This window comes from Clostridium sp. CM028 (assembly GCF_030585565.1).
Classification (GTDB): Bacteria; Bacillota; Clostridia; order Clostridiales; family Clostridiaceae; genus Clostridium_AD; species Clostridium_AD estertheticum_B.
Map to the genome: position 1 here is coordinate 1 of NZ_CP077767.1, position 22,644 is coordinate 22,644.

The 22,644-nt window shown below is 29.7% G+C and carries 21 protein-coding genes; 11 read left to right on the top strand and 10 right to left on the bottom strand.

The window, feature by feature from the left end:
* Positions 1–189: 189 nt before the first annotated feature.
* On the bottom strand, positions 190–1,059 hold the full coding sequence (locus KTC94_RS17135) for a tyrosine-type recombinase/integrase (protein WP_220287735.1): 870 nt from the start codon (positions 1,057–1,059) through the stop codon (positions 190–192).
* 160 nt (positions 1,060–1,219) lie between these two features.
* Between KTC94_RS17135 and KTC94_RS17140 the strand changes: the two genes are divergently transcribed.
* The gene (locus KTC94_RS17140) at positions 1,220–4,210 is read left to right on the top strand and encodes a Tn3 family transposase (protein WP_220287738.1); all 2,991 of its coding nucleotides are present in this window, start codon (positions 1,220–1,222) and stop codon (positions 4,208–4,210) included.
* 153 nt (positions 4,211–4,363) lie between these two features.
* On the top strand, positions 4,364–4,498 hold the full coding sequence (locus KTC94_RS17145; protein ID WP_258280728.1) for a hypothetical protein: 135 nt from the start codon (positions 4,364–4,366) through the stop codon (positions 4,496–4,498).
* Between the two features lie 287 nt (positions 4,499–4,785).
* Here KTC94_RS17145 and KTC94_RS17150 read toward each other — a convergent pair whose 3' ends face one another.
* From KTC94_RS17150 to KTC94_RS17170, 5 genes are all read right to left on the bottom strand, one after another.
* On the bottom strand, positions 4,786–5,187 hold the full coding sequence (locus KTC94_RS17150) for a hypothetical protein (protein ID WP_220287740.1): 402 nt from the start codon (positions 5,185–5,187) through the stop codon (positions 4,786–4,788).
* Positions 5,188–6,302: 1,115 nt separating this feature from the next.
* The gene (locus KTC94_RS17155) at positions 6,303–6,626 is read right to left on the bottom strand and encodes a YbjQ family protein (protein WP_220287742.1); all 324 of its coding nucleotides are present in this window, start codon (positions 6,624–6,626) and stop codon (positions 6,303–6,305) included.
* 235 nt (positions 6,627–6,861) lie between these two features.
* Positions 6,862–7,494: a hypothetical protein gene (locus KTC94_RS17160; protein ID WP_220287746.1), complete on the bottom strand. Its 633-nt coding sequence runs from the start codon at positions 7,492–7,494 to the stop codon at positions 6,862–6,864.
* Positions 7,495–7,728: 234 nt separating this feature from the next.
* Complete coding sequence (locus KTC94_RS17165; protein ID WP_220287748.1) at positions 7,729–8,280, bottom strand: hypothetical protein; 552 nt, start codon at positions 8,278–8,280, stop codon at positions 7,729–7,731.
* A 4-nt stretch (positions 8,281–8,284) separates the two neighbouring features.
* Entirely contained in the window at positions 8,285–8,797 is a 513-nt protein-coding gene (locus KTC94_RS17170; protein ID WP_220320505.1) for a stage II sporulation protein M, read from the bottom strand.
* A gap of 31 nt (positions 8,798–8,828) precedes the next feature.
* Between KTC94_RS17170 and KTC94_RS17175 the strand changes: the two genes are divergently transcribed.
* The 3 genes from KTC94_RS17175 to KTC94_RS17185 all read left to right on the top strand — a co-directional run bounded on the left by KTC94_RS17175 (position 8,829) and on the right by KTC94_RS17185 (position 12,354).
* Entirely contained in the window at positions 8,829–9,341 is a 513-nt protein-coding gene (locus KTC94_RS17175) for an ABC-2 transporter permease (RefSeq protein WP_220320504.1), read from the top strand.
* Between the two features lie 138 nt (positions 9,342–9,479).
* Positions 9,480–11,699, top strand: a complete 2,220-nt coding sequence (locus KTC94_RS17180; RefSeq protein WP_220287758.1) for a hypothetical protein — start codon at positions 9,480–9,482, stop codon at positions 11,697–11,699.
* A 4-nt stretch (positions 11,700–11,703) separates the two neighbouring features.
* Positions 11,704–12,354: an ABC transporter ATP-binding protein gene (locus KTC94_RS17185; RefSeq protein WP_220287760.1), complete on the top strand. Its 651-nt coding sequence runs from the start codon at positions 11,704–11,706 to the stop codon at positions 12,352–12,354.
* Between the two features lie 425 nt (positions 12,355–12,779).
* Here KTC94_RS17185 and KTC94_RS17190 read toward each other — a convergent pair whose 3' ends face one another.
* Complete coding sequence (locus KTC94_RS17190; RefSeq protein WP_216248107.1) at positions 12,780–13,238, bottom strand: NUDIX hydrolase; 459 nt, start codon at positions 13,236–13,238, stop codon at positions 12,780–12,782.
* A gap of 703 nt (positions 13,239–13,941) precedes the next feature.
* Here KTC94_RS17190 and KTC94_RS17195 point away from each other — a divergent pair.
* Entirely contained in the window at positions 13,942–14,856 is a 915-nt protein-coding gene (locus KTC94_RS17195) for a class I SAM-dependent methyltransferase (RefSeq protein WP_220287763.1), read from the top strand.
* A gap of 368 nt (positions 14,857–15,224) precedes the next feature.
* Positions 15,225–15,857 carry a CatB-related O-acetyltransferase gene (locus tag KTC94_RS17200; protein WP_220320503.1) on the top strand — a complete coding sequence of 211 codons (633 nt, stop codon included), beginning with the start codon at positions 15,225–15,227 and terminating at the stop codon, positions 15,855–15,857.
* A 320-nt stretch (positions 15,858–16,177) separates the two neighbouring features.
* On the opposite strand, the gene KTC94_RS17205 is transcribed toward KTC94_RS17200, so the two are convergent.
* Both KTC94_RS17205 and KTC94_RS17210 read right to left on the bottom strand, forming a co-directional pair.
* Entirely contained in the window at positions 16,178–16,726 is a 549-nt protein-coding gene (locus KTC94_RS17205; RefSeq protein ID WP_220287867.1) for a DUF6144 family protein, read from the bottom strand.
* Positions 16,727–17,066: 340 nt separating this feature from the next.
* Positions 17,067–17,336 carry a CD3324 family protein gene (locus KTC94_RS17210; RefSeq protein WP_220320502.1) on the bottom strand — a complete coding sequence of 90 codons (270 nt, stop codon included), beginning with the start codon at positions 17,334–17,336 and terminating at the stop codon, positions 17,067–17,069.
* 1,844 nt (positions 17,337–19,180) lie between these two features.
* Between KTC94_RS17210 and KTC94_RS17215 the strand changes: the two genes are divergently transcribed.
* The 4 genes from KTC94_RS17215 (at position 19,181) to KTC94_RS17230 (ending at position 21,391) form a co-directional block, all read left to right on the top strand.
* Positions 19,181–19,786, top strand: a complete 606-nt coding sequence (locus tag KTC94_RS17215; RefSeq protein ID WP_220287918.1) for a type IV toxin-antitoxin system AbiEi family antitoxin domain-containing protein — start codon at positions 19,181–19,183, stop codon at positions 19,784–19,786.
* Positions 19,783–20,724, top strand: a complete 942-nt coding sequence (locus tag KTC94_RS17220; RefSeq protein ID WP_220287356.1) for a nucleotidyl transferase AbiEii/AbiGii toxin family protein — start codon at positions 19,783–19,785, stop codon at positions 20,722–20,724. Before KTC94_RS17215 ends, KTC94_RS17220 begins: the two co-directional genes overlap by 4 nt.
* 236 nt (positions 20,725–20,960) lie before the next feature.
* Positions 20,961–21,170 carry a hypothetical protein gene (locus KTC94_RS17225; RefSeq protein WP_258280789.1) on the top strand — a complete coding sequence of 70 codons (210 nt, stop codon included), beginning with the start codon at positions 20,961–20,963 and terminating at the stop codon, positions 21,168–21,170.
* On the top strand, positions 21,152–21,391 hold the full coding sequence (locus KTC94_RS17230; RefSeq protein WP_258280788.1) for an alpha/beta fold hydrolase: 240 nt from the start codon (positions 21,152–21,154) through the stop codon (positions 21,389–21,391). Before KTC94_RS17225 ends, KTC94_RS17230 begins: the two co-directional genes overlap by 19 nt.
* 524 nt (positions 21,392–21,915) lie before the next feature.
* Here the strand turns inward: KTC94_RS17230 and KTC94_RS17235 are convergent.
* Positions 21,916–22,233 (bottom strand): hypothetical protein, encoded by a 318-nt coding sequence (locus KTC94_RS17235; protein ID WP_220287353.1) that lies wholly within the window; start codon positions 22,231–22,233, stop codon positions 21,916–21,918.
* Positions 22,234–22,644: the final 411 nt, after the last annotated feature.

Below are 22,644 nucleotides of genomic sequence, written 5' to 3' on the forward strand. Positions count from 1 at the left end.
CCAGCAGTCAAAGGCTGGTCCATATCATATTTTCTCCTTCATTCTTCATACGAAAACCTGATGTGGCACAAGCTCTTTCACTGCTCTAGGTCCCAAATGAAGCTTTGAACAATCTTACTGGGGTACGGAAACGATTCGTGTAAAAAACTATAGTAGGAGTAAAAAAATGTAAATTTCATAATCTAGCTACTAAATATTAAGGTTATCCAAAGCATCAGATAAATCTTCAAATGTTGGCTTAACATATATTTGCGTCGTATTCAGATTAAAATGGCCCAGCAACTTTGATACTATGGCGATATCAATTTTTTTATGTCTAAGTAGTCTTGTTGCAAAATAGTGTCTAAAGGCATGAGGATAGATCTTAGTCTCTAAGTTAACTTTTTTAGCATATCGTTTAATCATTTTATTAATCCCATCTTGGGTAAGAACCCCTCTTTGGCCAATCCATAACTTGTTTTGAGGATTAACTTCTTTTATGTAAGCATTCAAAGATTCACGTACATCCTGGTTTAGAGGGATATCACGGAATTTTTTTCTTTTTCCTTGCCTAACATGAACCACTCCTTTGCGCTTAGAAATTGAAATATCCTGTATATCAAGGTTTATCAATTCACTAGCACGTATGCCCGTATTTAAAAACATTTCAATTATTGCAATGTCACGAAGATTATTCTTTTTATAAATCTCCCTTTTAAATCTATTTATTTCATTTGTGGATGGTGCTGATGGAGCAGTGTCTTTGCTTTGAACTTGGATTAATTTAAAATTTGCAGTAACATCTATCTTTAAATATTTTTTATCATATAAAAATCTACAATACGAAAGCATTGACATTATTCGTTGCTGTACACCAGCCGGAGCATATTTCTTGATATTTATCAAATAACCTTGATACTCTCTAATGTCCAACGTAGTAATGGCATAAGAATCATTTTCATTATAGCGTTCTTTTAGCCATTGAAGAAACTTAGACACATTTGGTTCATAAGCTTTCAGAGTACATTTACTATATTCTTTAGTTGATGATTTAAGATAATTGATATATTCATTAAGCATTTTGGTCACCTCAATATTTATATAGACAGTTTTAAGTAGGATATACCTGTGAATCTTATTAATATAGTATCGTTTTCAACCTAATCTGTCTACATAAAGTACATTATATAGACAGATTATGATATTATTTATTTAAAAAAGATATAGGAAGGTGCGAAATTTGGCAGGAATAAATGAAACAGCTTATCCAAGATTCAAAAGCACTATAACTGAAAATGATTTAAAAAATGTGTATACTCCTACATTCGAAAAAATACTATATGCAAATGAAGTAACACGAAATCAAAAAACTAGGTTGCAGTTTTTAATTATGTTAAAAGCCTATCAGCGTTTAGGATATCCTACTAATATCGTTGAGGTACCTCAAGCAATTATTAACCATATTGTAAATACTGTAGGAATAAATCATGTAGAATTTGAATTTGAAAAATACGATAAATCATTAACCAGGTTAAATCACCTTGATTTTATTCGCAAGTTCTTAAATATCAAACATTATGGCAAAGAAGCTATACACATTGCTATAAAAGTAGCAGCTGATGCATCTAAAACTAAAGATAATGATGCAGATATTATAAATATTGTAATAGACGAACTTATACATCAAAGGTTTGAGTTGCCTGCATTTAGTACGCTAATTAGACTCTCTAGAAAAGTTAGACATACGGTTTACACCGCTTATTACAAGCATGTTTCTGAAAATATAAGTGATGAAACAAAAAAGCTCATTGATAAACTCTTTTGTAATAATCAAACAGACACAACCACTGGATGGAATATTTTAAAAGAAGATCCTGGTAAACTTAACCCTGACAATCTTTCTCAAATTCTTGAAATTTTTGAAAGTATCAAAGCTTTTAATATTAAAGAACACATACTTTCAACTATACCAGACGTAAAACTGAAGCACTTTGTAAATGCTTCAGAAGCATTAAATGCCTCAAAAATGAAAGAGCTTGAAGAACATAAAAGATACACTCTTGCGGTTGCTTTTATTACCCAAAAATACGCTAACATTCTTGATGACATTGGCGAAATGTTTGTTAAATTAGTTAAGTCACGACAAAATAAAGCACGTGATAAGCAAATTAAATACAAGCTATCTCATTCAAAGACAGCTTGCAATTTAATAACCACTTTAAAAGATATTATGATTGCATATAAAACAGAAGGGAATAAAGAAGAGCGCTTTGACGCAATAGCTGAAGCTTTAAAGACACAAAACACAGTAAATCCAGATGAAATTATAAATAAATGTGAAATCCATAATACATATGCTGGAGATAATTATTTCCCATTTGCATGGGACTGCATAAAAGGAAAGTGCAGAGTAACTCTTTTTAAAGTTTTGGATAATGTAGAGTTATATTCCACAACACAAGATAAAACAATGGAGGACGTAATAACTATTATCAGGAAAAATAGAAAATCAGCTCGTTTAGAAAAAATACCGAAGGAAGAATTTAAGGATGTAGATGTAGACTTATCCTGGATTTCAGAAAAATGGACAAAATTACTTACGGGTCATACTGGTAAAGTAAATAATAATGAAGATCTAAATCGAAGGCGTTTTGAAATATGTGCTTTTTATGAAATTATGCAGGATTTAAAGTCTGGTGATTTGTGTATTAAGGGAAGTGATAAATATTCAGATTTCAGGGAGCAGCTTATAAGCCTAGAAGAATATGATCAGGAAATTAAAACTTATGGTGAGCAGGTAGGCATTCCGGTTACAGGAGTAGACTTTGCTCAGCATGTTAAAACATTATTAAGTGATGCAGCTAATAACGCTGATAAATATTTTCCTTCTAATCAATATTTGAGGATACAAAAGGGTGAACCAATTCTAACTCCCTTAAAAAAAAAAGAGGAACCAAAAGATTTAAAGCTAATAAAATCTTTACTTACAGACAGAATGAAACAGGTTAGCATTCTTGATATTTTATATACCTCACAGCAATGGTATAACTGGACAAAATTCTTCGGACCATTATCGGGATTTGATTCCAAGTTAGACGATCCAGTTGAAAGATATTTAACAACAGCGTTTTGCTATGGGTGTAATTTAGGGCCTTCTCAAACAGCAAATTCTCTGGATACTATTACGCGAAAGCAAGTTTCATACATCAACCAATGGCATATAAGTAGTGATAAGATAGACGATGCAACAAATCATATCATTAATCTATATAAAAAATTCAACATTTTAAAATACTGGGGAACAGGAGAACGGGTGGCTGCAGACGGAACGATATGGGAGATATTTGAACGAAATATATTATCGGAAAGACATATAAGATATGGCGTGAATGGTGCTATTGGCTATTATCATATATCAGATTTGTATATAGCTCTTTTTAGTAAGTTTATACCTTGTGGAGTGTGGGAGGGGGTATATATTCTAGATTTGCTTATGAATGAGAAGGTGGATATAAATCCTCACATTATTCATGCGGATACTCAAGGTCAAAATGAAACTATCTTTGGCTTATCTTTTTTACTAGGAATAGAACTCATGCCCCGTATACGTAATTGGAAACATTTAAAGTTTTATAAATCTGATAAAGCAAATACTTATGAGCATATTGACGAACTTTTTACAGATAACATTGATTGGGAACTAATTAAAACATATCTTCCTGATATGCTAAGAGTTGCTCTTTCAATAAAAATGGGAAGAATAACTCCTTCTACTATACTGCGTAAGCTTGGAAGTTACAGTAGAAAAAACAAGTTATATCAAGCATTTAGTGAGCTTGGGAAAGCTGTAAGGACTGGATTCCTGTTAAAATATATATCAGATATTGATTCAAGAAGAATTATTCAAGAAACCTCAAATAAGAATGAATCCTTTAACGGATTTACGAAGTGGATAAATTTTGGTAGTGATGGAGTCATTACGTCAAATAACCGAGAAGAACAACGAAAAAGGATAAAGTATAATCATTTAGTTGCTAATACTATTATATTTTATAACGTTTACCATATGTCGGAGATTCTACATGGTCTTTCATCTGAAGGTTATGATATAAATAAAGATATCGTAGCTTCATTAGCTCCGTATATGACGAGTCACATTAATAGATTTGGAAAGTACAGTATTGATAAGAATATAAAAATCCCAGAATTAAAATTTGATATAGATGTTTAAGAAAACTTAGTTTATTAATATAAACTTCTCTTAATCGTATAGGCTAAAACATTTTATTTATGTTGAAAAACCATAGTATATGTAAAATTTTTACTCATACTATGGTTTTTTACACGAATCGGTGCCATACCCCATAATGTGATATTGGAGAAAATGGATATATCAGAAACAGCAATAAAAAATGTTTCGAGTGATGTAAAACAGGTTAAAGAAATTGTTGAGGTACTTGAAGAAGTTACTGGGAAACACGAAATTAAAATAAAAGTATTAGAACGTAGACCAGTATAATAATACATTCATTGCAGATTACCAAAATAACGATAACTCCGGGGGGAATAAACACTAGCTATATTAATGCTTTACACTGATGTTATATGTTTTTTCGAGTTAGAACTGTTTAGTATTAATTCTAAGGCAGAATGTTTTGATAAAATATATTTTTGGTAACAACTGTCTTAACGTATATTTCCAGCATTTTGCGGGCACTACCACTTAGTGGCTGTCCAAGCTGCAAAAGCATTGGATAATCCGGCTAAAAGAGGCGGTATCTGTGAAGATACCGCCTCCCTATTATTTTAGTTAGCTTCAACACTAAATATTTCTTTTTTCTTCCTAATAAAGATAGCCATAAGTACAGGCATTATCAAATTACTAAGCATCCAAGGGCTGAATCCAACACTAACAATTGAATATGCTATTTTGGCTACTATACCAATAAAATAGATATATATCCCTAATTCCTTCTTCATTAAAATTAAAATAACACCTGAAATTATTATTATAGTGATTAATAACCCAATAACTAAAGCAAGAATTGTCATTTCAGGAAATCCCACTTCTTTACGCAAAGCATTAGTCTCACCAATATTTAGCATGTTTTTTATTGACGTTATTAATCCAAAAATGCTAAATATCAATGTAATTATTGATATTGTTTTTATACCTGCTCCGACTTTTGATTTCTGAATGTTTTCCATAATGTTGCCCCCTATAAACCTAATTTTTATAATAATGGGGTAGGGCTCGCAATTTGTGCAAAAGTACCGTTAAGAAAACTTGGTTAACATTTAAGTGAATATATACCAAATATAATGAATTCCATAAAATTCTAATGTAATAAAATACAATAAATATTACATTAAGTAATCTACTCTTAACCCTTGATAGTACTTAATTATCAAAAGAGTTAAAACTAATTTAAATTAAGTTTATAGTTTTAATGTAATGTTTTAGTCCAAACTCTCACTAAAATATTACATTAATAATTTACTACATAAAAATATTAAAAACTTAATGTTTTTATGTAAAATATATCTTGGAACATATTAAAAAGCCTTATTCAGCATTGGGTTTTACAGTAACTTGAAAATGTGTTAATTGATTTTCCTTAACGTGACTTTTGCACGAAAAGAGAGCACTACCCCATAATGGATTTCACCATATTTCTTTAATAAATTTATTTGTAAATCGTTTTAATTGGATTAATGTTCGATGCATCAATAGCTGGAACAATTCCGAAAATCACTCCAATAAAGATGTTGCAGTAGCTCCTACAATACTATCTAGACTCATGACTTATGGAAAAGGCAATAAGTTTTACAGGGAATTAATCTACAAAATATACCCAATAAGCCACCCATACCGGTAACCATAATTGCGTCTAAAAGGAATTGGAGGGTTTGTTCCAATAGCACGTCTAGTACCAATTTCTCTTCTCCGATCATTTAATCCTTTTCTACTTTTAAAGATATAGTTGTCGTGTCCAATCTTATTTAGTTTTATCTTCTTTTCTTTATTTGTTTTTGATCCTGCAGCACAAAATAATCTTTAAAATTAAAATTTTCAGTTAAAACATCGCTTACACTAATTACATCACATTAAGACACATGTTATCAAAATGCTATACTTCTACTTTAACTAACTTGTTTTGAGCAAAAAAATAATGGATTTATCGTTTAGTGATTAAACCCTAGATATATCAATGGTTTACCCAGTGATTTTAAACTATTTATAAGATATTAAGGGGTAACTTACTACCACTTAATATCTTATTATCTATTTTGATTGGGAAGAAATAAGTTGAGTTTTTAAATTAACACGCTGATTTAATTAATTTTACGGCTGTACCATATACAGTAACTTCAGCGGTTCCATCAACTATATTTGAACTTGTAAATCTTGTTGAAATAACAGCATCAGCGCCTAATAGTTTTGCCTGCTCTTTTAATCTCTCTAAAGCAATTGTCCTAGCTTCAGTAATCATTTCAGTATAAGATTTCAATTCTCCACCTACCATATTTTTTAACGAACTCATAAAATCTTTTCCAGCACCCTTTGAATTAACTATAGATGCAAATACTAGTTCTAAAGGTTTGATTTGATATCCACTTATACAATCATTTGTTAAAATAAACATAATTACCACTCCTCATTATTTATTATTCATATTCGTTTACATTCTATATTTAATACACATTCCCAATCATAAGTTCTCTATATTGGCCCTATTTCAATACTAGATTTATATATTTTACATTCAGAGTTCGTAGAAGCGTAAATAATCTCTAAAGCTTCATTGTTAGACTCAAATGTAAAATTCAAATTTGCAATACGGTATTTCATTTTTAAAACACCATCTGTACTTGAATCTCTTAAGTATATTTGTTTTTTAATGTGATATTTAATAAAATAATTGACATTATTTCTATCGTTAAAGCATTATACATATTAATAGTATATACGTATCGATTAAAATAAAAAACAATAAATACACTGAAAATGGAAGGTAAACTACTAATTAGATCCTTAAATCCCAATTGAATATTAGTGCTTACTTCAAATTCGTTTGATCTTAATTCTACACTTTTATTACTAAACATAAATATAATGTTATTAAACGCTATAATAAATGTAGCTAAAACTAAACTACTAAAATAAAATTCATAGGATAAAGATGATCTAGTTATTATAATTTCTAACAAAAAAACTATAAAAACTAATATTACAACTAAAAATAAAGAAATTATATTTTTAGATATAATATATTTTAAAGTTGTTTTATTTTTTTTTAATTCAATAAAATCTTCTTTAATTATATACTCTGCAACAAAATTATATCTGCAAACCATAGTTACTAACATTAAAATCCCTAACATATAGCCAGTATTGAAATCTGGTAAATCTAATCTTAGCATTAAAAAAATTAATGTTAATCCTAAAACTAATGCTAGTATTTCTTTAAGAGTAGCATCAAAGAACTGCTTTATATTTCTCATTAAATACATAATAAAATATCTCCCTCCCAACATTTTCATCATTTGATTATATGTATGTTTCCTCATCTTTTGAAGAAATTTTGTTGATTCTTTCTCAAAACAGCTCTAAAATTAGCGCTGAATATCTGTTTTATGTATATAATATCTTTATTATTTCTTATTTATTTGTAGTTTTCTACTCTTTCCAGTAAAATAATTATAAATATTTATACACAATTATTTTATCGGAAGGTATTTCATAAGCTACAAAAAATATTTAACAGCCCAACCTATACAGTTAAAACATGTATATGGAATTAAACATATTATAACGCATATTAATGTAGATTTGTAATTAATTTTCTTTTTTATATATATTCCAATTATACATAGAGTAAAGAGATTAAATACAGTTAGCAATAACTTAGATATATTACTCCAATTATTCTTTAAAAATTCAAACCCGCTAACAAAATTAATTATACAAAATATTACAAGTAATAATAAACTATTAAAAAGCGAAGCTAAAGAATTAACCGATAAAAACTCATGTACTTTCATCCTTTCATTAAAATTGCTTCCTAAAAAAAACAATTGTATAATCTGATAATTTATTATACAAGCAATTATACTAAATATAGTTAATATAATTGTTAAAATTATCATAACTATTATAATCAAATAATCTATTTTATCATAATCCTTTATTATTAACAATATCATTTTTTTAACTATAAAGCTTGATATAAGTACTACTATTAATTTAGAAACAAACATTGCTACAAATGGAAAGTATTTATTCTTTTGTATATTCATTCACTTATTTTCCTCCAATTAAATACATATGCTCAAATATTTTTTGAGATACGGATATTTCAATTATTGCAGAAACAACTAATATTGGAATAGCTGCAATAATTATTTTAATATATTCTTTATATAAGTGCGGTGTATTATATTCAATATTAAATATCTTGTTAAACCATTTTTTTAATATTTTAATAGAAATATTAAGAATTAGTATCATTACTATAATTTCTCCTATTCCATGTAATAGCGTTGGAAATAGTATATTAAAAAAACCTTGATCTAATCTTACTTGAGATTCTCTTATAGCGTATCCAATACTTATAAGATTCATAGAAATAGCTATTATGCTTAAAATTCCTCCAAATATGGAAAATATAATATCAATCATACTAACAGTAAAATTGTGAATAAATATATCTTTTATTGTTAATTTATTAAATACATAATATTTTTCAATTTCAGTAATAGTTATATATCCGTAAAAATATCCAATTCCTAATAGTATAATAATAAAAACTATTATGCTACTATAATAGTTTTATGCACCCACTATATTGTTATGTTTTTTAAGTATATATCTACTGGTAGTTTATGCTAATGCTTATGATTTTAAATATAACAGTGAACTAATGATAAATAGTTTGCCTGTTAATAGAAAAATTGTGGTGGCTGCAAAATATTTATCAGTATTTGTATTCCTTATCTGTGCTATATTAATAACACTTATCATGGGCAGTTTATTACATTTTGTTGCTCCAACTTTAGTAAATAAAACCCTAGGTATAAATACTATTTTTATTGAGTTTTTTATCGTATGTGCTTATTTCTCTGTTTTCTTCCCATTTTATTATAAACTCGGATACCTCAAATCAAGGTGGGTGAATTTTATAATTATGGCTGTAATGGGAAGTCTTATCTCTATCGCAAATGAGATATTAACGAATAATACAATCTTTGGGGTTAATTTTGGATTACTGCAAAGAATCGTACTGATAGCCATACCTATAATTTTTATAGTAGTCTCATTCTTTGCTTCAATTAAAATATATTTAAATAAGGAATTTTAATTGGTTTTATGGCATTAGTTAAACATCCATATGGAATAGGGGTATATATTGACAAAAAAATAAAATGGTACAGAATTATGGAGACAAGCTTGTTTAAAATAGAATATTAATGATATGAAAAGAGGGGAATTGTAAATAATGCGTAAAACACATCTTATTGGTAATGTTCGCTATTTTGGCGCTATATTAATAGTAATGCAGGGCATTTTAATTGCCTTGCTTTCTATTTTCATGCTAAATAGCACGTATACTGATCAATGGAATAAATATTTAAAAACAGATTCTTCACTTGATGTGCATCTTCAAAATATCTCTGAGAGTCATAACGACAATATTGAAGAATTCCTACATAGTGAAGCATCTAAAAAAAATCTACTTATAGCCAGAAAAGATTTAGCGTTAAATGATAAATCTATGTTTTCAGGCTATACTTTTGGCATATATGGTGATGTTGAAAATAATGAGGTTTCATTTGAATTTTATGGTAAAAAAGTTATTGATAAAGATATGCTTAATAAGCTCCTTTTATCAAAAATGGATGAAAGTACTCTTGGTATAGATAAAGGTAGCATTTACAGTGTTGGTGAAATTCCTTCATTCAGATTTGGAGAAAAAACGGTTTTTAAAAAGTTGAACCGCTTAATAAAAGAAAGTGGTACTATCAACGGAGACTACGTTGTCCTTGGATTAAAGGCTAGTGATAAAAATGCTTTTGTACAAGAATTGGCTTTAGCCTGTAATGTGCCCGCTGATAATCTACTCAAAGAAATGAAAGGTTCTAGTGTAGAAAATAGTGTAATGAGAACAATAATACTTGTACTTATTTTTGCACTGATAATTTTAAATGCTGTGTATTTTATGATTATAACTATACGTAACATAAGTAAAAGTGGTAAATTGGCACTTTTAGGATGGTCAAAAACCGCATATTGTACTGGAACCTTAGGAATATTTATTGTTTATGCACTGCTAAATATTCCAATTCAAATCCTTATAGGAATTTTGCTTTCTGGTTGGAGCAAAATAACAGGTTTATTTATTAGTTATTTCATATTATTTGCAGTTATAAATGTTATATTGGTAACATTAGAAATCGCAATTTCTGCTATAATTCAGATATCAGTTAATCCACTGAATGCAATTAAGGGCAGAATACCCAAAAATATATTATATATTTTCGGGGTACTGGCGTATATTGGAGTAAGTGTGGGGATTGTGTTTTGTTGTATTTATGTAGACGCTCCTATGAAGGACGTATCAGAAAATGCAAAACTTTCACAAATGTGGAGTAATGTATCAGAGTATCAGATTTTAAAAAGCATTTCTGTTGGGTATGATCAAAGTTCTATTACTGGAAATTCAAAATATCTTAATCAAAGTTTATATGACTGGTACAAAGGGATGTATGATGATAATGGAGTATATCTAATAAATACAACCTATTATGATAATGAACAGTTAGATGGATGGAAACAAAATAATGTATATGAAAATAGTCCTGAAAAACCATTTTGGTATTTTTCATATTCCGCAAATTATATAAAATCTCTAAATTTTAATGTTGATAGTAGAATTATAAATGAGGCGAAATCTGGAACAAGAGTTTACCTTATCCCAAAATCTTATTCAGAAAATGAGAAAGTTAAGTTGAAAAACTGGCTCACAGAATCATCAACAAAAAAACCACATGAAGGAGATATCAGTACTGTATTTAATAAAGAAAAGAATGTGAAATTTGTAGAATATACGCCTAAAGATAACATGTTTACATGGAATCCAAATTCAACATATGAAAATGCATGTACTAATCCGGTTATTTATATATGTACACCGGAAAATATGACATATTTTGAATCAGAGAGTCTTAACGCAAACGGCTTTAATGGTTATATAAAATTTGTTAATAAAGCGGTAGCAGAAAAACATTTGGATACAAATATACTTAAAAAATATAAATTAAATGACAACAATCTTGAATTTGTAAGTACAGAAAAATATATCGATGGATTACAGAAAGATTTAAGGACTACAATTGCATGGTTTGGAGTGGTATTTTTAATATTAATGCTTATCCTTCTAGGGATATTAATTGCTCTTGCAACAGTTTTTAGAATTGCAAATCAGGAAAAAATTAATGTTAAGAAATTTTTAGGCTATGGATTTATTAATTTATATCACATGCCAATTATTATGCTTATTTCTGTTATATGTATTGAGTTGATTATTATGCTTATTATGCATTCTAAGTTTGGTTTTCTACTAATGCTTATCTTGGCAGTAATTCAGATACTTATTTTTTCAAGGTATATGACTAAATGTGAAATTGAAAAAATACGTATGGCTTTTAAAGGAGATTAAAATTATGGAAAAAGCAATAGAAGTATTAAATGTTACAAAGAAATTTGGGAAAAGATATATATTTAAAAATCTAAATTTGTCCGTTGAAGAAGGAGAGTTTATTTCAATTGTTGGACCAAGTGGTTGTGGAAAATCAACTCTCCTAAATATGATAGGCCTTTTAGAGTCAATCGATGCAGGTCAGATTAAGCTAAAAGGAAAAGAAATTCCTAAAATAAAAAGTAACCAATCTACAATGCTAAGGCGCAATACAATTAATTACTTATTTCAATCATTTGCGTTAATCAATGATATGACAATCTATCATAACCTTTTTCTGGCAATGAAATTCTCTAATATCACTACAAAGGAAAAGGATACAAGAATAGAGGAAATATTAAAAAAGGTTCATTTAGAAAAAGTTAAAGATGAAAAAGTTAATACACTCTCAGGTGGTGAACAGCAAAGAGTAGCCCTTGCAAGAACAATACTCAAGCCAGGTGATATCATTCTTGCAGATGAGCCAACTGGATCTTTAGATTCTGCGGCTGCTGAAATAGCATTTAATCTAATTAAGGATTTAAGCAAACAGTATAGAAAAACTGTAATGATGGTTACGCATAGTAAACATTTAGCAAATCAAACGGATAGAATAATTAACATTGTGGAGTGTTAATATGATGGTAAATTGCGTAGTGACAGGGTAGCTACCGTGTACTGCAAATTAGATGTAAATTAATCACAAAACTACCCCTCTAAAAAGGTATATTAGGGTCAAAATATATTATTAATGTGGATTTTGAGTGTTTTGAAAGTTATACAATGTATTTGTGTAACTTTCATTTTCCTTATTTAGCAACGTTTTCGAATGTTTTGTATAAAAAGCATAAATTGAATGTTACATAATACTAACAATTGATAGTGATATGTAAACTAAGTTCTACTTTGATTTTAACTCATCCATTTCAACGTGCTAATATACCTTTTTGGAGGGTAAGGTAAAAACACCCATCATCAATTTTAAGAAAAGAAAAAAAGGCATTGCTGCCTTTTGGGTTGTTGAACAATATTAGAAAACCATGTAATAATTTACGAACCAATCTATCTTTCTGATAACAATTCTAACGCATCATTAGCCATTGTTAAAATATTATGCTGAATGTCATATGCGTTTTTCAAATCTTCTTTATTATACCATTTGAGAATTTTAGATTCCCCGTCTCCTGGTATTGTATCAAAAGATTTTGCAGTTGCATAATAAACAAAGTCTATATGATAATGTTCTGGATTTATTTCACCGAAAATTGTGTGCATAGGATTTATCAACAATTTTTCTCCTACTAATTCGCATGAATTCTTAAGCTGGTTATTTATTGGATTGTATAAATTTATTTTCAAACCTGATTCTTCTTGTGCTTCACGAATACATGCCTCTTCTGGCAATTCATTTAATTCGATATGCCCACCTAAAGGAAGAATTTTTTTAGCCTTCTTATGTAAATGTAATAATACTTTATCTTTATATACTATAAATACGGAAACTGTAAAATGCCTATCCATCCCATATCACCCTCCAAATTTTATACTGAGTATTTTGTCATATTTTACAGTTGCGACTTAATCACTAGAAATATAATACCATTAAATACTATTTTTACAAACCAATACAGCCTATCTATATACATTTCATAATTTAGTTTGATGTTAAAACTAATTACTCTCCGTAAAGGTGTACCTTTTTAAACAGTATATAGAGCGTTCAATATATTTAGTTTTTGCATTTTTGAACGTTCAAATTAAATAATTGGTATTTTCAAACGCTTGTTGTGTACACATTAGGCTTAATCGCAACCATATATTTACATGCTCATAGCCGATTACTGTTCCATTACTACCTATACCCCAATATGTATATTCTCAATTAGAGGTCCAAAATAGCAATTGTATGGTGTCTAATTACATATACAAGACTAGGAATGAGGGTATAGGATAGATACAAGCACATAATAAATGATGTGAATTTTAGGTTTCACGTCATTTGTTATATCCCGTCCTTATTTATTATATTTTGTTTTTTATATAATCTTTCATAGATACGAAATATCTTTTGTTATGCTATTGCATTACAAAAACCATCGCTAAAAATGTGACTAATTTGTAAATTTTCATATTTTTAGCCTCTATTATACCACAAAATAAGGAAAATTTCAAGTCTTGTACTGTTGATAATGAAATGGTATTAATTATTAGAGGTGATAATTTTATGGATAAAAAAAGCATGACCGCATTGATAAGCGCATTTTCAAGGGCATTTCATTCAGTACAAAATACAGAAAAAGTATTTGACGATTACTTGGCAAAAGACATTTTAACTGAGAACGAATACGAACAAATTTCAAGTAATATGTCAAAGGGAATCAATTTTTTCAATCCATCATTTGACGGTACACCAAAAGAAGCATTACATTGGATTGTAGATAATCAGTTATCTCCAACGCCACTTGGTAGATCAGCATTTGCGGAAAAAGCACTTGAAAATGCTGTGAGAGTTGGCGCAAAGCAATATGTAATTTTCGCTGCCGGTTATGATACATTTGCATATCGTCAGCCTGATTGGGCATCAAACATTCAAATTTTTGAACTTGACCATCCGGCCACTGGTTCTGACAAACAAAAGCGTATTCAATCAGTATTATCAGAAAAACCTACCAATCTGCACTACGTATCAGTTGATTTTACAGAAAACAACTGGGAAAGCAATTTAATTGCCTGCTTTGAATTTGATCAAAGTAAAATCAGTTTTTGCAGTTTGCTTGGTATAAGCTACTATTTGTCTAAGCGGACTTTTGCTGAAACACTCAACACTATTTCATGTATTGTGCCAAAAGGTAGTATTATTATTTTTGATTATCCAGATGAGGATTCATATACCCCAAAAGCAGGAGAACGAACCAAAAAACAAGTAGCACTGGCTGGTGGGGCTAATGAGAAAATGCTTGCAAGCTATTCCTACTCAGAGTTGGAGAATTTATTATCTGATAGTAATTTTTTGATTTATGAGCATTTGACACCAACTGAGATAACAGATCAGTATTTCAAAAAATATAATAAATTAAATCCAGATCATCCTATAACAGCCTTTGATAATGTAAATTACTGTTTAGCGGTGAAAAACTAAAATCAAAATGAAGTAACCCCATATCATTATTAGATGTGGGGTTTAATATATGAAAGATGTCGTGAAAGTCTGTTTTCATAACATTTGTTGTGTTTTCCTTGACTGATAAAATTACACTTTAAGGGGGAATGGTCTAAGATTTTTTTATTGGATTATAGTTAGCACTCTTTGTAAAATTCCCGCTAAATAATAGTAATATATCGTACATAATGGTATTATTTACTTGTCAATTAATCCGTAATTGTATAAAACAACGAAAGAAATAAGGATTATTTTAGGAGTGGTTCTATGAAAAAATGTATTGTAATAATGGGATAGTCAAAAAATTAGCATAATTCATTAGCATAATACAAAGGAGAGAGGTAAACATGACTATTCCAAATACAAATAAAGAATATCCAAGAAATAACGATTACCAAACAATATATCTTAAAAATGTAATTACAAGAGATAATATAAAAGTTGGAGATTATACAATATATAATGATTATTATAATGATCCAAGGGATTTTGAAAAAAATAATGTATTATATCAGTATCCTGTAAACAATGATAAATTAATAATTGGGAAATTTTGTTCAATTGCATGTAAAGCGAAGTTTCTCATGACAAGTGGAAATCACACAATGAAATCACTATCTACTTATACATTTCCAATATTTTATGAGGAATGGGGCTTAGACGTCGGCCATATAACAGATGCTTGGGATAATAAGGGGGATATTGTAATTGGAAATGATGTGTGGATAGGTTATGACGCTATAATTATGGCAGGTGTGAAAATTGGAGATGGTGCAATTATTGGAACTAGGGCAGTAGTTACCAAGGATGTTCCGCCATATACTATTGTTGGAGGAGTACCCTCTAAAGTTATAAAGAAAAGGTATGATGATGACATAATTTCTAAATTGCTTAAAATTAAGTGGTGGAATTGGACATATGAAAAAATCCAAGCAAATATTAAATATATTCAATCAGGAAACATTGATAAGTTAAAGTGATAGTTTAAAAATATCAACTCATGTAAAAGTGAACAACTCAAGTAACCCCATATCATTAGATGTGGGGTTTAGTGTATTAAGGATGTACTAGTAATAATATTTATTGCGATTGCAACGATGTTAATGTCTTAAATGACGTGAAAGTAGATCTTTCACGTCATTTCTCTAAAGAACAAAAGGATGCTTTTCGTAAAATGGATATCACAAATCCTATAGTTGAGGATGGATATATTGGCATTGATACTCAAAAGGACAACATATATTAATTTACTACTCCATTCAGATTTGATTGAAGTATTACCTTTATGTAGGGCATTCGCCTATTTCCAAATAGAATCACGAGGAATGATTTTCATAAGACATATATCGTCACCCATTTTTATACTTTTTAATAATTCTACAACGACTTCACAGCCAAAAGCTTTTTCGAAAAGAACTTTACTGTACCCTACAGTGCATTGACACCATGTATCCGTATTTAATTTATTCACATCGGCAAGCATCGGACAAGGGCAAAACGGAAATTGTAGATAGAGTTCCCCATTTGTGTATGATAGTCCAGCTGCCTTTGCTTTATCTTGGTTTGCAAATTCTTCTAAATTAGACGATGATGCAACCAGTTCTTGCACTAACGCTAATTTTTCATCCATCCCATATCCACATTGACAGTTCATTCTAATCTGCTTAACGGTAGACCTATCAAAGTTGCTTTCTAGTCTGTTCATGGTGGATTTCACCCATGTCGCATTATCTTCTGATGAAGATAGTTCGTGTTCTCCATATACAATTTTTGTTGCCATTTTATCGTCACGCGCATTTTTTACGGCACCAAAAATTACTTGCTCTTGGATTTTTCTAATATCAAACATAATAAAACCTCATTTTCTCAATTTTTTGTGAGCTGTGGTTAAGGTACTCTGTCTTTTTACCACACTTCTTACAATATTAAATTGTAGGTGGTGGGGATAGGTACTGTATATCCAAGGTTAACTTTTGCATGAAAAATTCGCCTCCATATTAACAATTAATAGGGAAGATAACGGGTGGATTGTCACAAAATTTTTTCATCATAAGTCCTCCTAATCTAGTATTTTTTCTACTTGAATTGTACCATCCGAGCATTCAAAACTAAACCTTAAAGACAGTTAATAAAAAAAAATGAGCCAATACAGTAATAAAACTGCATTGGCTCATTTCGAAAATTAAATACTATTTTTTTTGTTCCCTAATTATCCTTTGTATACTTTTCAAGGATAAAAAATATTTTTTAGATAAATCTTGTGAATTATTACCCGCTAAATAGTCTTCATAAATATGTGTATTTCGTTTATATAATTCTTGTCGGGTAGAGGTTTTGGCTCCCCCTTCTTTTTTATTGCTTGGTTTTCTTGGAATATAGATAAACTCACCATCTACATATTCCTGAACCTTTTCGATCAAATTATTAGGGAGTATATACATTGCTTTGTTATAGCTCATCTTTGCCCTCCTAAAGGTTTTGTTTCTATTAGGAATAGCAAAGGCTATGTGTTTTAACTGCTCGTTGCAATAGCCTTTGCTATGCAACAATAACGATTGGATTAAACATACACTTTCAAACCTCCTTTTACAGGATCTTATAAATTATAATATCATACTTATATTACCACAGCTGCCATCACTAGCTATTTACTAAATAAAAAAAATCTGCACCATTTATGGTACGGTTCAGCTTAACTAATTCTAAATATAACTGAAATATATAGTTATATCACAATCTTTGAATATTACGTCTCAGATAATCTCATATCTAACGATGTGGGGTTTAATATATTTAGATTATATTAATATTCTGAAAGTAACTCAAATGTAATTGAGTTACTTTCACATTGATGCTATTGCCTACTCCTTTAAAATTTCAATTTGAATGTAACATAACGTGTTGACTCTTTACTTTGTATGTATTACAAATCAGTCTTAATATAATAATAAGACTCAGCAGTCAAAGGCTGGTCCACATCATCTTTTCTCCTTCATGCTTCATACGAAAATCCAATGTGGCACAAGCTCTTTCACTGCTCTAGGTCCATAAGGAAGTTTTGGACAATCTTACTCACTGTCTAGAAGTAACCTAGTCTATTAAAGTAACTAAGCACTCATCTTTCTATTTAGTATTAGTAGCAGTCAGTAAACTAGTCCAAACCAAATAAATATATCCCCCTTCGCCCAAGGGTAACAAGCCCTACTGCAATGCAGCAGGACTTGTTTTTGTCTTCAAAATACTAATATTTAAAAAAATCCACATGTTTTAAAGGTAAAACCTCGCGACTCTCGGGTGAAAAATGGACAGGTTTTTCACCTCAGATTAACAGCGCAATGATGTTTATTCTGAGAATTTAGAGTTTCAAAAAAATAAATCTATAATAGAGGTCAAAAAACTCGTCCATTTTTCACGGCAAATAGACAGGCTTACCCGCCACTTTGTCCCCCAGTAGCTGGGCTAGTCCATTTGCCAGCATCCTACAAGTTTTAAAAAAATAATTAGTTATCGTGTTTTCCTTTTTTGAATTATTAATTTTATTGTTATAGTAAATATATTTTATAAAACCTTATAGCTCTTATTATAATAATTATTATGTTTTAACTTTATTACTATTACTAGTAGTATAGCGAATTTGGAAGGACAAGTTCTGGGCACGTATACCGTCACCCCAAAAAGAACAAGCTTCAGCATAAGTATTTCTAAGCGTACCCTGGTTTTCGTCCCTCAACCCCTGGTAAACTAAGAAATTCTAATGATAAAGCTGGTCCTTTTTTGGGTACCCGACGGCGTGCATCGAATTCTAACTAAATTTTAATTAAATTTAATTCAATCATTCTATATAAATAATCAAAAAAACTAAGTCTACGCACGCATCTGTAGTTTAAGCATACCTTTAAATCTAAATACGTACATCGCCGATGGACAAGCCCAGGGCTTGTCCACCTTGAACAAGTTGTGATGAACCCACAACTTGCACAAGGTGGCTGGGTATTTCAAATATACGTGCGTAGTATTGTTTACATCTGATACTCATGCAATTTAGCTATGGCAACACTTCGCATAATAAATTTTGCTGAAAATAGCCCTAATCTATATTTTTTATTACTGTTTTAGTTAGCATTATCAATACTACAACTGCAGCTCCGCAGGAGATGATTTAACAAAAACAATACAAGTATGAATTTTTGCAGTAGTTTTGTTAGATTAATATTGAAAAAAAATCATAAACAATGTATAATTAATTTAACACATATACTGCATATTAGAACAAGTGAAGAATATTTGTTAGAGAGGTGAGAGTATGAATGAAATAATAAAACAAGAAATTAAAGAATTATTTTTCAAGAATAAAGGCTATGCTACAACAAAAGAAATATCAGGAAAGGGGATAAATAGATACTATGTTAGCACCCTTGAAAAATCAGGCGTTATTTCAAAAATAAAAACGGGATTATACAAGTGGGTAGATTATGATTTTCAATACAATTTTGAATTAGTTGATGTATTTAAAATAGTCCCTAAAGGGATATTGTGCCTTACTTCTGCATTAGCTTATCATGATTTAACAACTATTAACCCCTGGCAGTATGAGATTGCTATAGAAAGAAGCAGTAAAGTTATAATACCTAAGTATCCACCAATTAAACTTCTATATTTTTCACAAAAGCAGCTAAATATAGGTATAACTAATATAGAAGTAGATGGACATTTAATTAAGATATATGATATAGAAAAGACAATATGTGATTGCATAAGATATAGAAATAAAATTGGAATTGATATTGTAAAAGAAGGAATTAATGAGTATATAAAAAGGAAAGATAGAAACTTTAACAAATTAATGAAATATGCGGAAGTTTGTAGAGTTCAAAAAATACTAAAACAGTATTTGGAGGTGCTTGTATGAGTAAGCCAATAAAAGATATTACTGCATCGGTAAGAGCAAGACTTGCGATTATAGCAAAAAAGGAACAAAGAAGTTTCGATTCAGTATTACTGTTATACATGCAAGAAAGAATATTATATAGATTGTCTATTTCAAAGTATTGTGAGCAATTTATATTAAAGGGTGGACTATTAATATTCATGTTAACAGAGTATAAGGGAAGACCCACAAAGGATATAGACTTTTTAGCAGAACAAATATCAAATGATATAGAAAATATAAGAAAAGCATTTTCAGAAATATGTAAAGTTCAGTGTGAGGATGATGGACTAGTTTTTAGTGGAGATGAAATTGATGTTGAAGAGATAAAAAAAGATGGAGAATATCACGGTATAAGAGTAAAAACTAATTGTTTTTTAGGTAATGCGAGAAAGGTGTTACAACTAGATATTGGGTTTGGCGATGTTGTTGTACCAAGGCCACAAATGATGGAGTGTCCAATAATACTTGATATGAAAGCACCATTAATAAAAGTATATTCTTTAGAGTCCATTATTTCAGAAAAGTTTCAAGCTATGATTTCATTATCAGTAATTAATAGTAGAATGAAAGATTTCTACGATATATTTACTCTTTTAAGCACTAATAGTTTTGACGGAAGGAAGCTACAGGAGGCTGTAGATAAAACATTGCAAACAAGGCACACGGTGATTGAAAGAGAAAATATTATTTTCACAGAAGACTTTATGAAAGATGTAAATAGAATTAAAATGTGGAAAGCTTTTTTAAGAAAGATAAACTCCGTTAATATTGAGTTTGACGAAGTTATGAGAGAAATTATAATATTTCTTAAACCTATTTATAATGTGATTGTTCATGAAGAAGAATTTTTCGAGTTTTGGGATCATGATAAAAAGCGGTGGGGGAAGTATAAAAATAATATTGAGGAAATAAAATAGCTGTTCTGATTTAAATGGAAGTATCAAGTAGTTATGTATTTGTTTTTTAGCAAGTAAAATCTGCCCGCATACGCTTCCATATTTCACACTGGGATCGCACCGACAAACTAATAAATGTAAATACTTTACTCGTTAAGTAACGGTAATAATAGTATAATTTGTGTTGCAACAGTATAATGTTACAGACTAACTTCTTAATTAATATGTGTAAATAAATATTTATAGGGGGTATACATATGGATATGATTGATATTGGTGGATATAGTTTAAACGTTAATTGTTATGGGAGAGGAACGCCAACTGTGATATTTGAATCAGGTCTAGGTGATGACAATGGAGTTTGGACGTTAGTACAGCCAGAAATTTCAAAAATAAAAGAACATTTTCTTATGGTAGAGCAGGTCTCGGAAATAGTGATACAGGTGACTTGCCAAGAACCAGCTTAGACCAAGTTCACGAGTTACATACTGTTTTAAATAAAGCAAAGGTTAAATCCCCCTATATTATAGTTGCGCATTCAATTGGAGGCTATAATGCAAGATTATTCGCAGGTACATACCCTAAAGAAGTGTCTGGTATTATATTTGTTGATTGTTCGCATGAAAATCAATTTGAAGATAGGGTGAAACGTTCTTCTTCAAAAGAAATAGAAATCGCGAAAAGCTAATTAATTGGTGCAGAGCAAACTTTTGATGAATTACTAATTAGTGCAAATCAAGTAAAAGAAATAAGAAAAAAGGATGCATTAAGGAGTATTCCAATAGTTGTCCTTACCTCTGGGCATAAAGGTGACAAATCTTCTACCATTACAGAAGAAACCTGGTTAAACTATCAAAATGACTTAGTATCATTATCAAATTATTGTAAACACATTATTGTTGAGGATAGCAGTCATTATATACAGAAGGATAAGCCCCAGGTAGTAATTGATGCAATAAAAGGGATAATTAATGGAATGAGTAAATAGATTCAGCAGTAGATGAAATCAATTTTATAATAAGATATAGATTTTAAGTTATTCCCAAAATGAGCATAATTCTAATTTACAGTTAGTTCGTAACTTTCATATATTGTTCAACAACCCAAAAGGCAGCAATGCCTTTTTTTCTTTTCTTAAGATTGATGATAAACAGGTATTTAAATTTAAAAATCCATTTTTTTACACACTTATAGCCGTTTTTGGTTCCGTTACTACCTGTACCCCAAATCTGCTCCTTCTTTGCTCCGTTGCTTCTCTAAAGAATTTTTCAATTCTGCTTTCATGTCTGATATCGATAAAAGTACATCATTGAATTCTCCGCTTCCTGAATATTCTATGTCAAATTCTAAATCTTGACCCTTAATTTTTTCAGTAGCCTTCAGGAGAGGCAATAGATTTTTATTTAGTTTTTTTGCATAGATAGTGGTAATGATTAAAACAATAGAAAAATATAAGATAATAAAGATTATGGTCATAATTATTTCAGAATCTGGTAAATGTTGATTTAAAAACTCAGATTTGTAGCTCATTTGAACATAATACTCTAAAAGGGGTAGTGCTCGCAAAACGCGGATTTTATACATTAAGACAGTTATTACCAAAAAATCTTTTATCAAAACATTCTGACTTAGAATTAATACCTAATAGTTCTAACTCGAAAAGATATATAACATCAGTGTAGATTATTGATATATCTAGGGTTTAATCACTAAATGATAAGCTCTTATTTTTTTTACTCAAAACAAGTTAGTTAAAGTTCAGTTATAGTATTGATAATGCTAACTAAAACAGTAAGAAAAACATTAAATTAACACGAGTATATTTAATATTCTCTCTGAATTTATCGCCATTTTGGTAATATGTGTCTTAACGTGGTAAATTTACGCTTAGCGATTACTACCCCTATAAGGGATTGAGTTTTCAGTACAGGACAGCTATGT

Coding starts and splice junctions, on each gene's coding strand:
- KTC94_RS17220 (WP_220287356.1), top strand. CDS start 19,783: ATGAGTAAGCCAATAAAAGATATTACTGCATCGGTAAGAGCAAGACTT.
- KTC94_RS17210 (WP_220320502.1), bottom strand. CDS start 17,336: ATGAGCTATAACAAAGCAATGTATATACTCCCTAATAATTTGATCGAA.
- KTC94_RS17145 (WP_258280728.1), top strand. CDS start 4,364: ATGGATATATCAGAAACAGCAATAAAAAATGTTTCGAGTGATGTAAAA.
- KTC94_RS17190 (WP_216248107.1), bottom strand. CDS start 13,238: ATGGATAGGCATTTTACAGTTTCCGTATTTATAGTATATAAAGATAAA.
- KTC94_RS17160 (WP_220287746.1), bottom strand. CDS start 7,494: ATGTATTTAATGAGAAATATAAAGCAGTTCTTTGATGCTACTCTTAAA.
- KTC94_RS17180 (WP_220287758.1), top strand. CDS start 9,480: ATGCGTAAAACACATCTTATTGGTAATGTTCGCTATTTTGGCGCTATA.
- KTC94_RS17215 (WP_220287918.1), top strand. CDS start 19,181: ATGAATGAAATAATAAAACAAGAAATTAAAGAATTATTTTTCAAGAAT.
- KTC94_RS17205 (WP_220287867.1), bottom strand. CDS start 16,726: ATGTTTGATATTAGAAAAATCCAAGAGCAAGTAATTTTTGGTGCCGTA.
- KTC94_RS17150 (WP_220287740.1), bottom strand. CDS start 5,187: ATGGAAAACATTCAGAAATCAAAAGTCGGAGCAGGTATAAAAACAATA.
- KTC94_RS17185 (WP_220287760.1), top strand. CDS start 11,704: ATGGAAAAAGCAATAGAAGTATTAAATGTTACAAAGAAATTTGGGAAA.
- KTC94_RS17135 (WP_220287735.1), bottom strand. CDS start 1,059: ATGCTTAATGAATATATCAATTATCTTAAATCATCAACTAAAGAATAT.
- KTC94_RS17195 (WP_220287763.1), top strand. CDS start 13,942: ATGGATAAAAAAAGCATGACCGCATTGATAAGCGCATTTTCAAGGGCA.
- KTC94_RS17235 (WP_220287353.1), bottom strand. CDS start 22,233: ATGAGCTACAAATCTGAGTTTTTAAATCAACATTTACCAGATTCTGAA.
- KTC94_RS17165 (WP_220287748.1), bottom strand. CDS start 8,280: ATGAATATACAAAAGAATAAATACTTTCCATTTGTAGCAATGTTTGTT.
- KTC94_RS17225 (WP_258280789.1), top strand. CDS start 20,961: ATGGATATGATTGATATTGGTGGATATAGTTTAAACGTTAATTGTTAT.
- KTC94_RS17200 (WP_220320503.1), top strand. CDS start 15,225: ATGACTATTCCAAATACAAATAAAGAATATCCAAGAAATAACGATTAC.
- KTC94_RS17155 (WP_220287742.1), bottom strand. CDS start 6,626: ATGTTTATTTTAACAAATGATTGTATAAGTGGATATCAAATCAAACCT.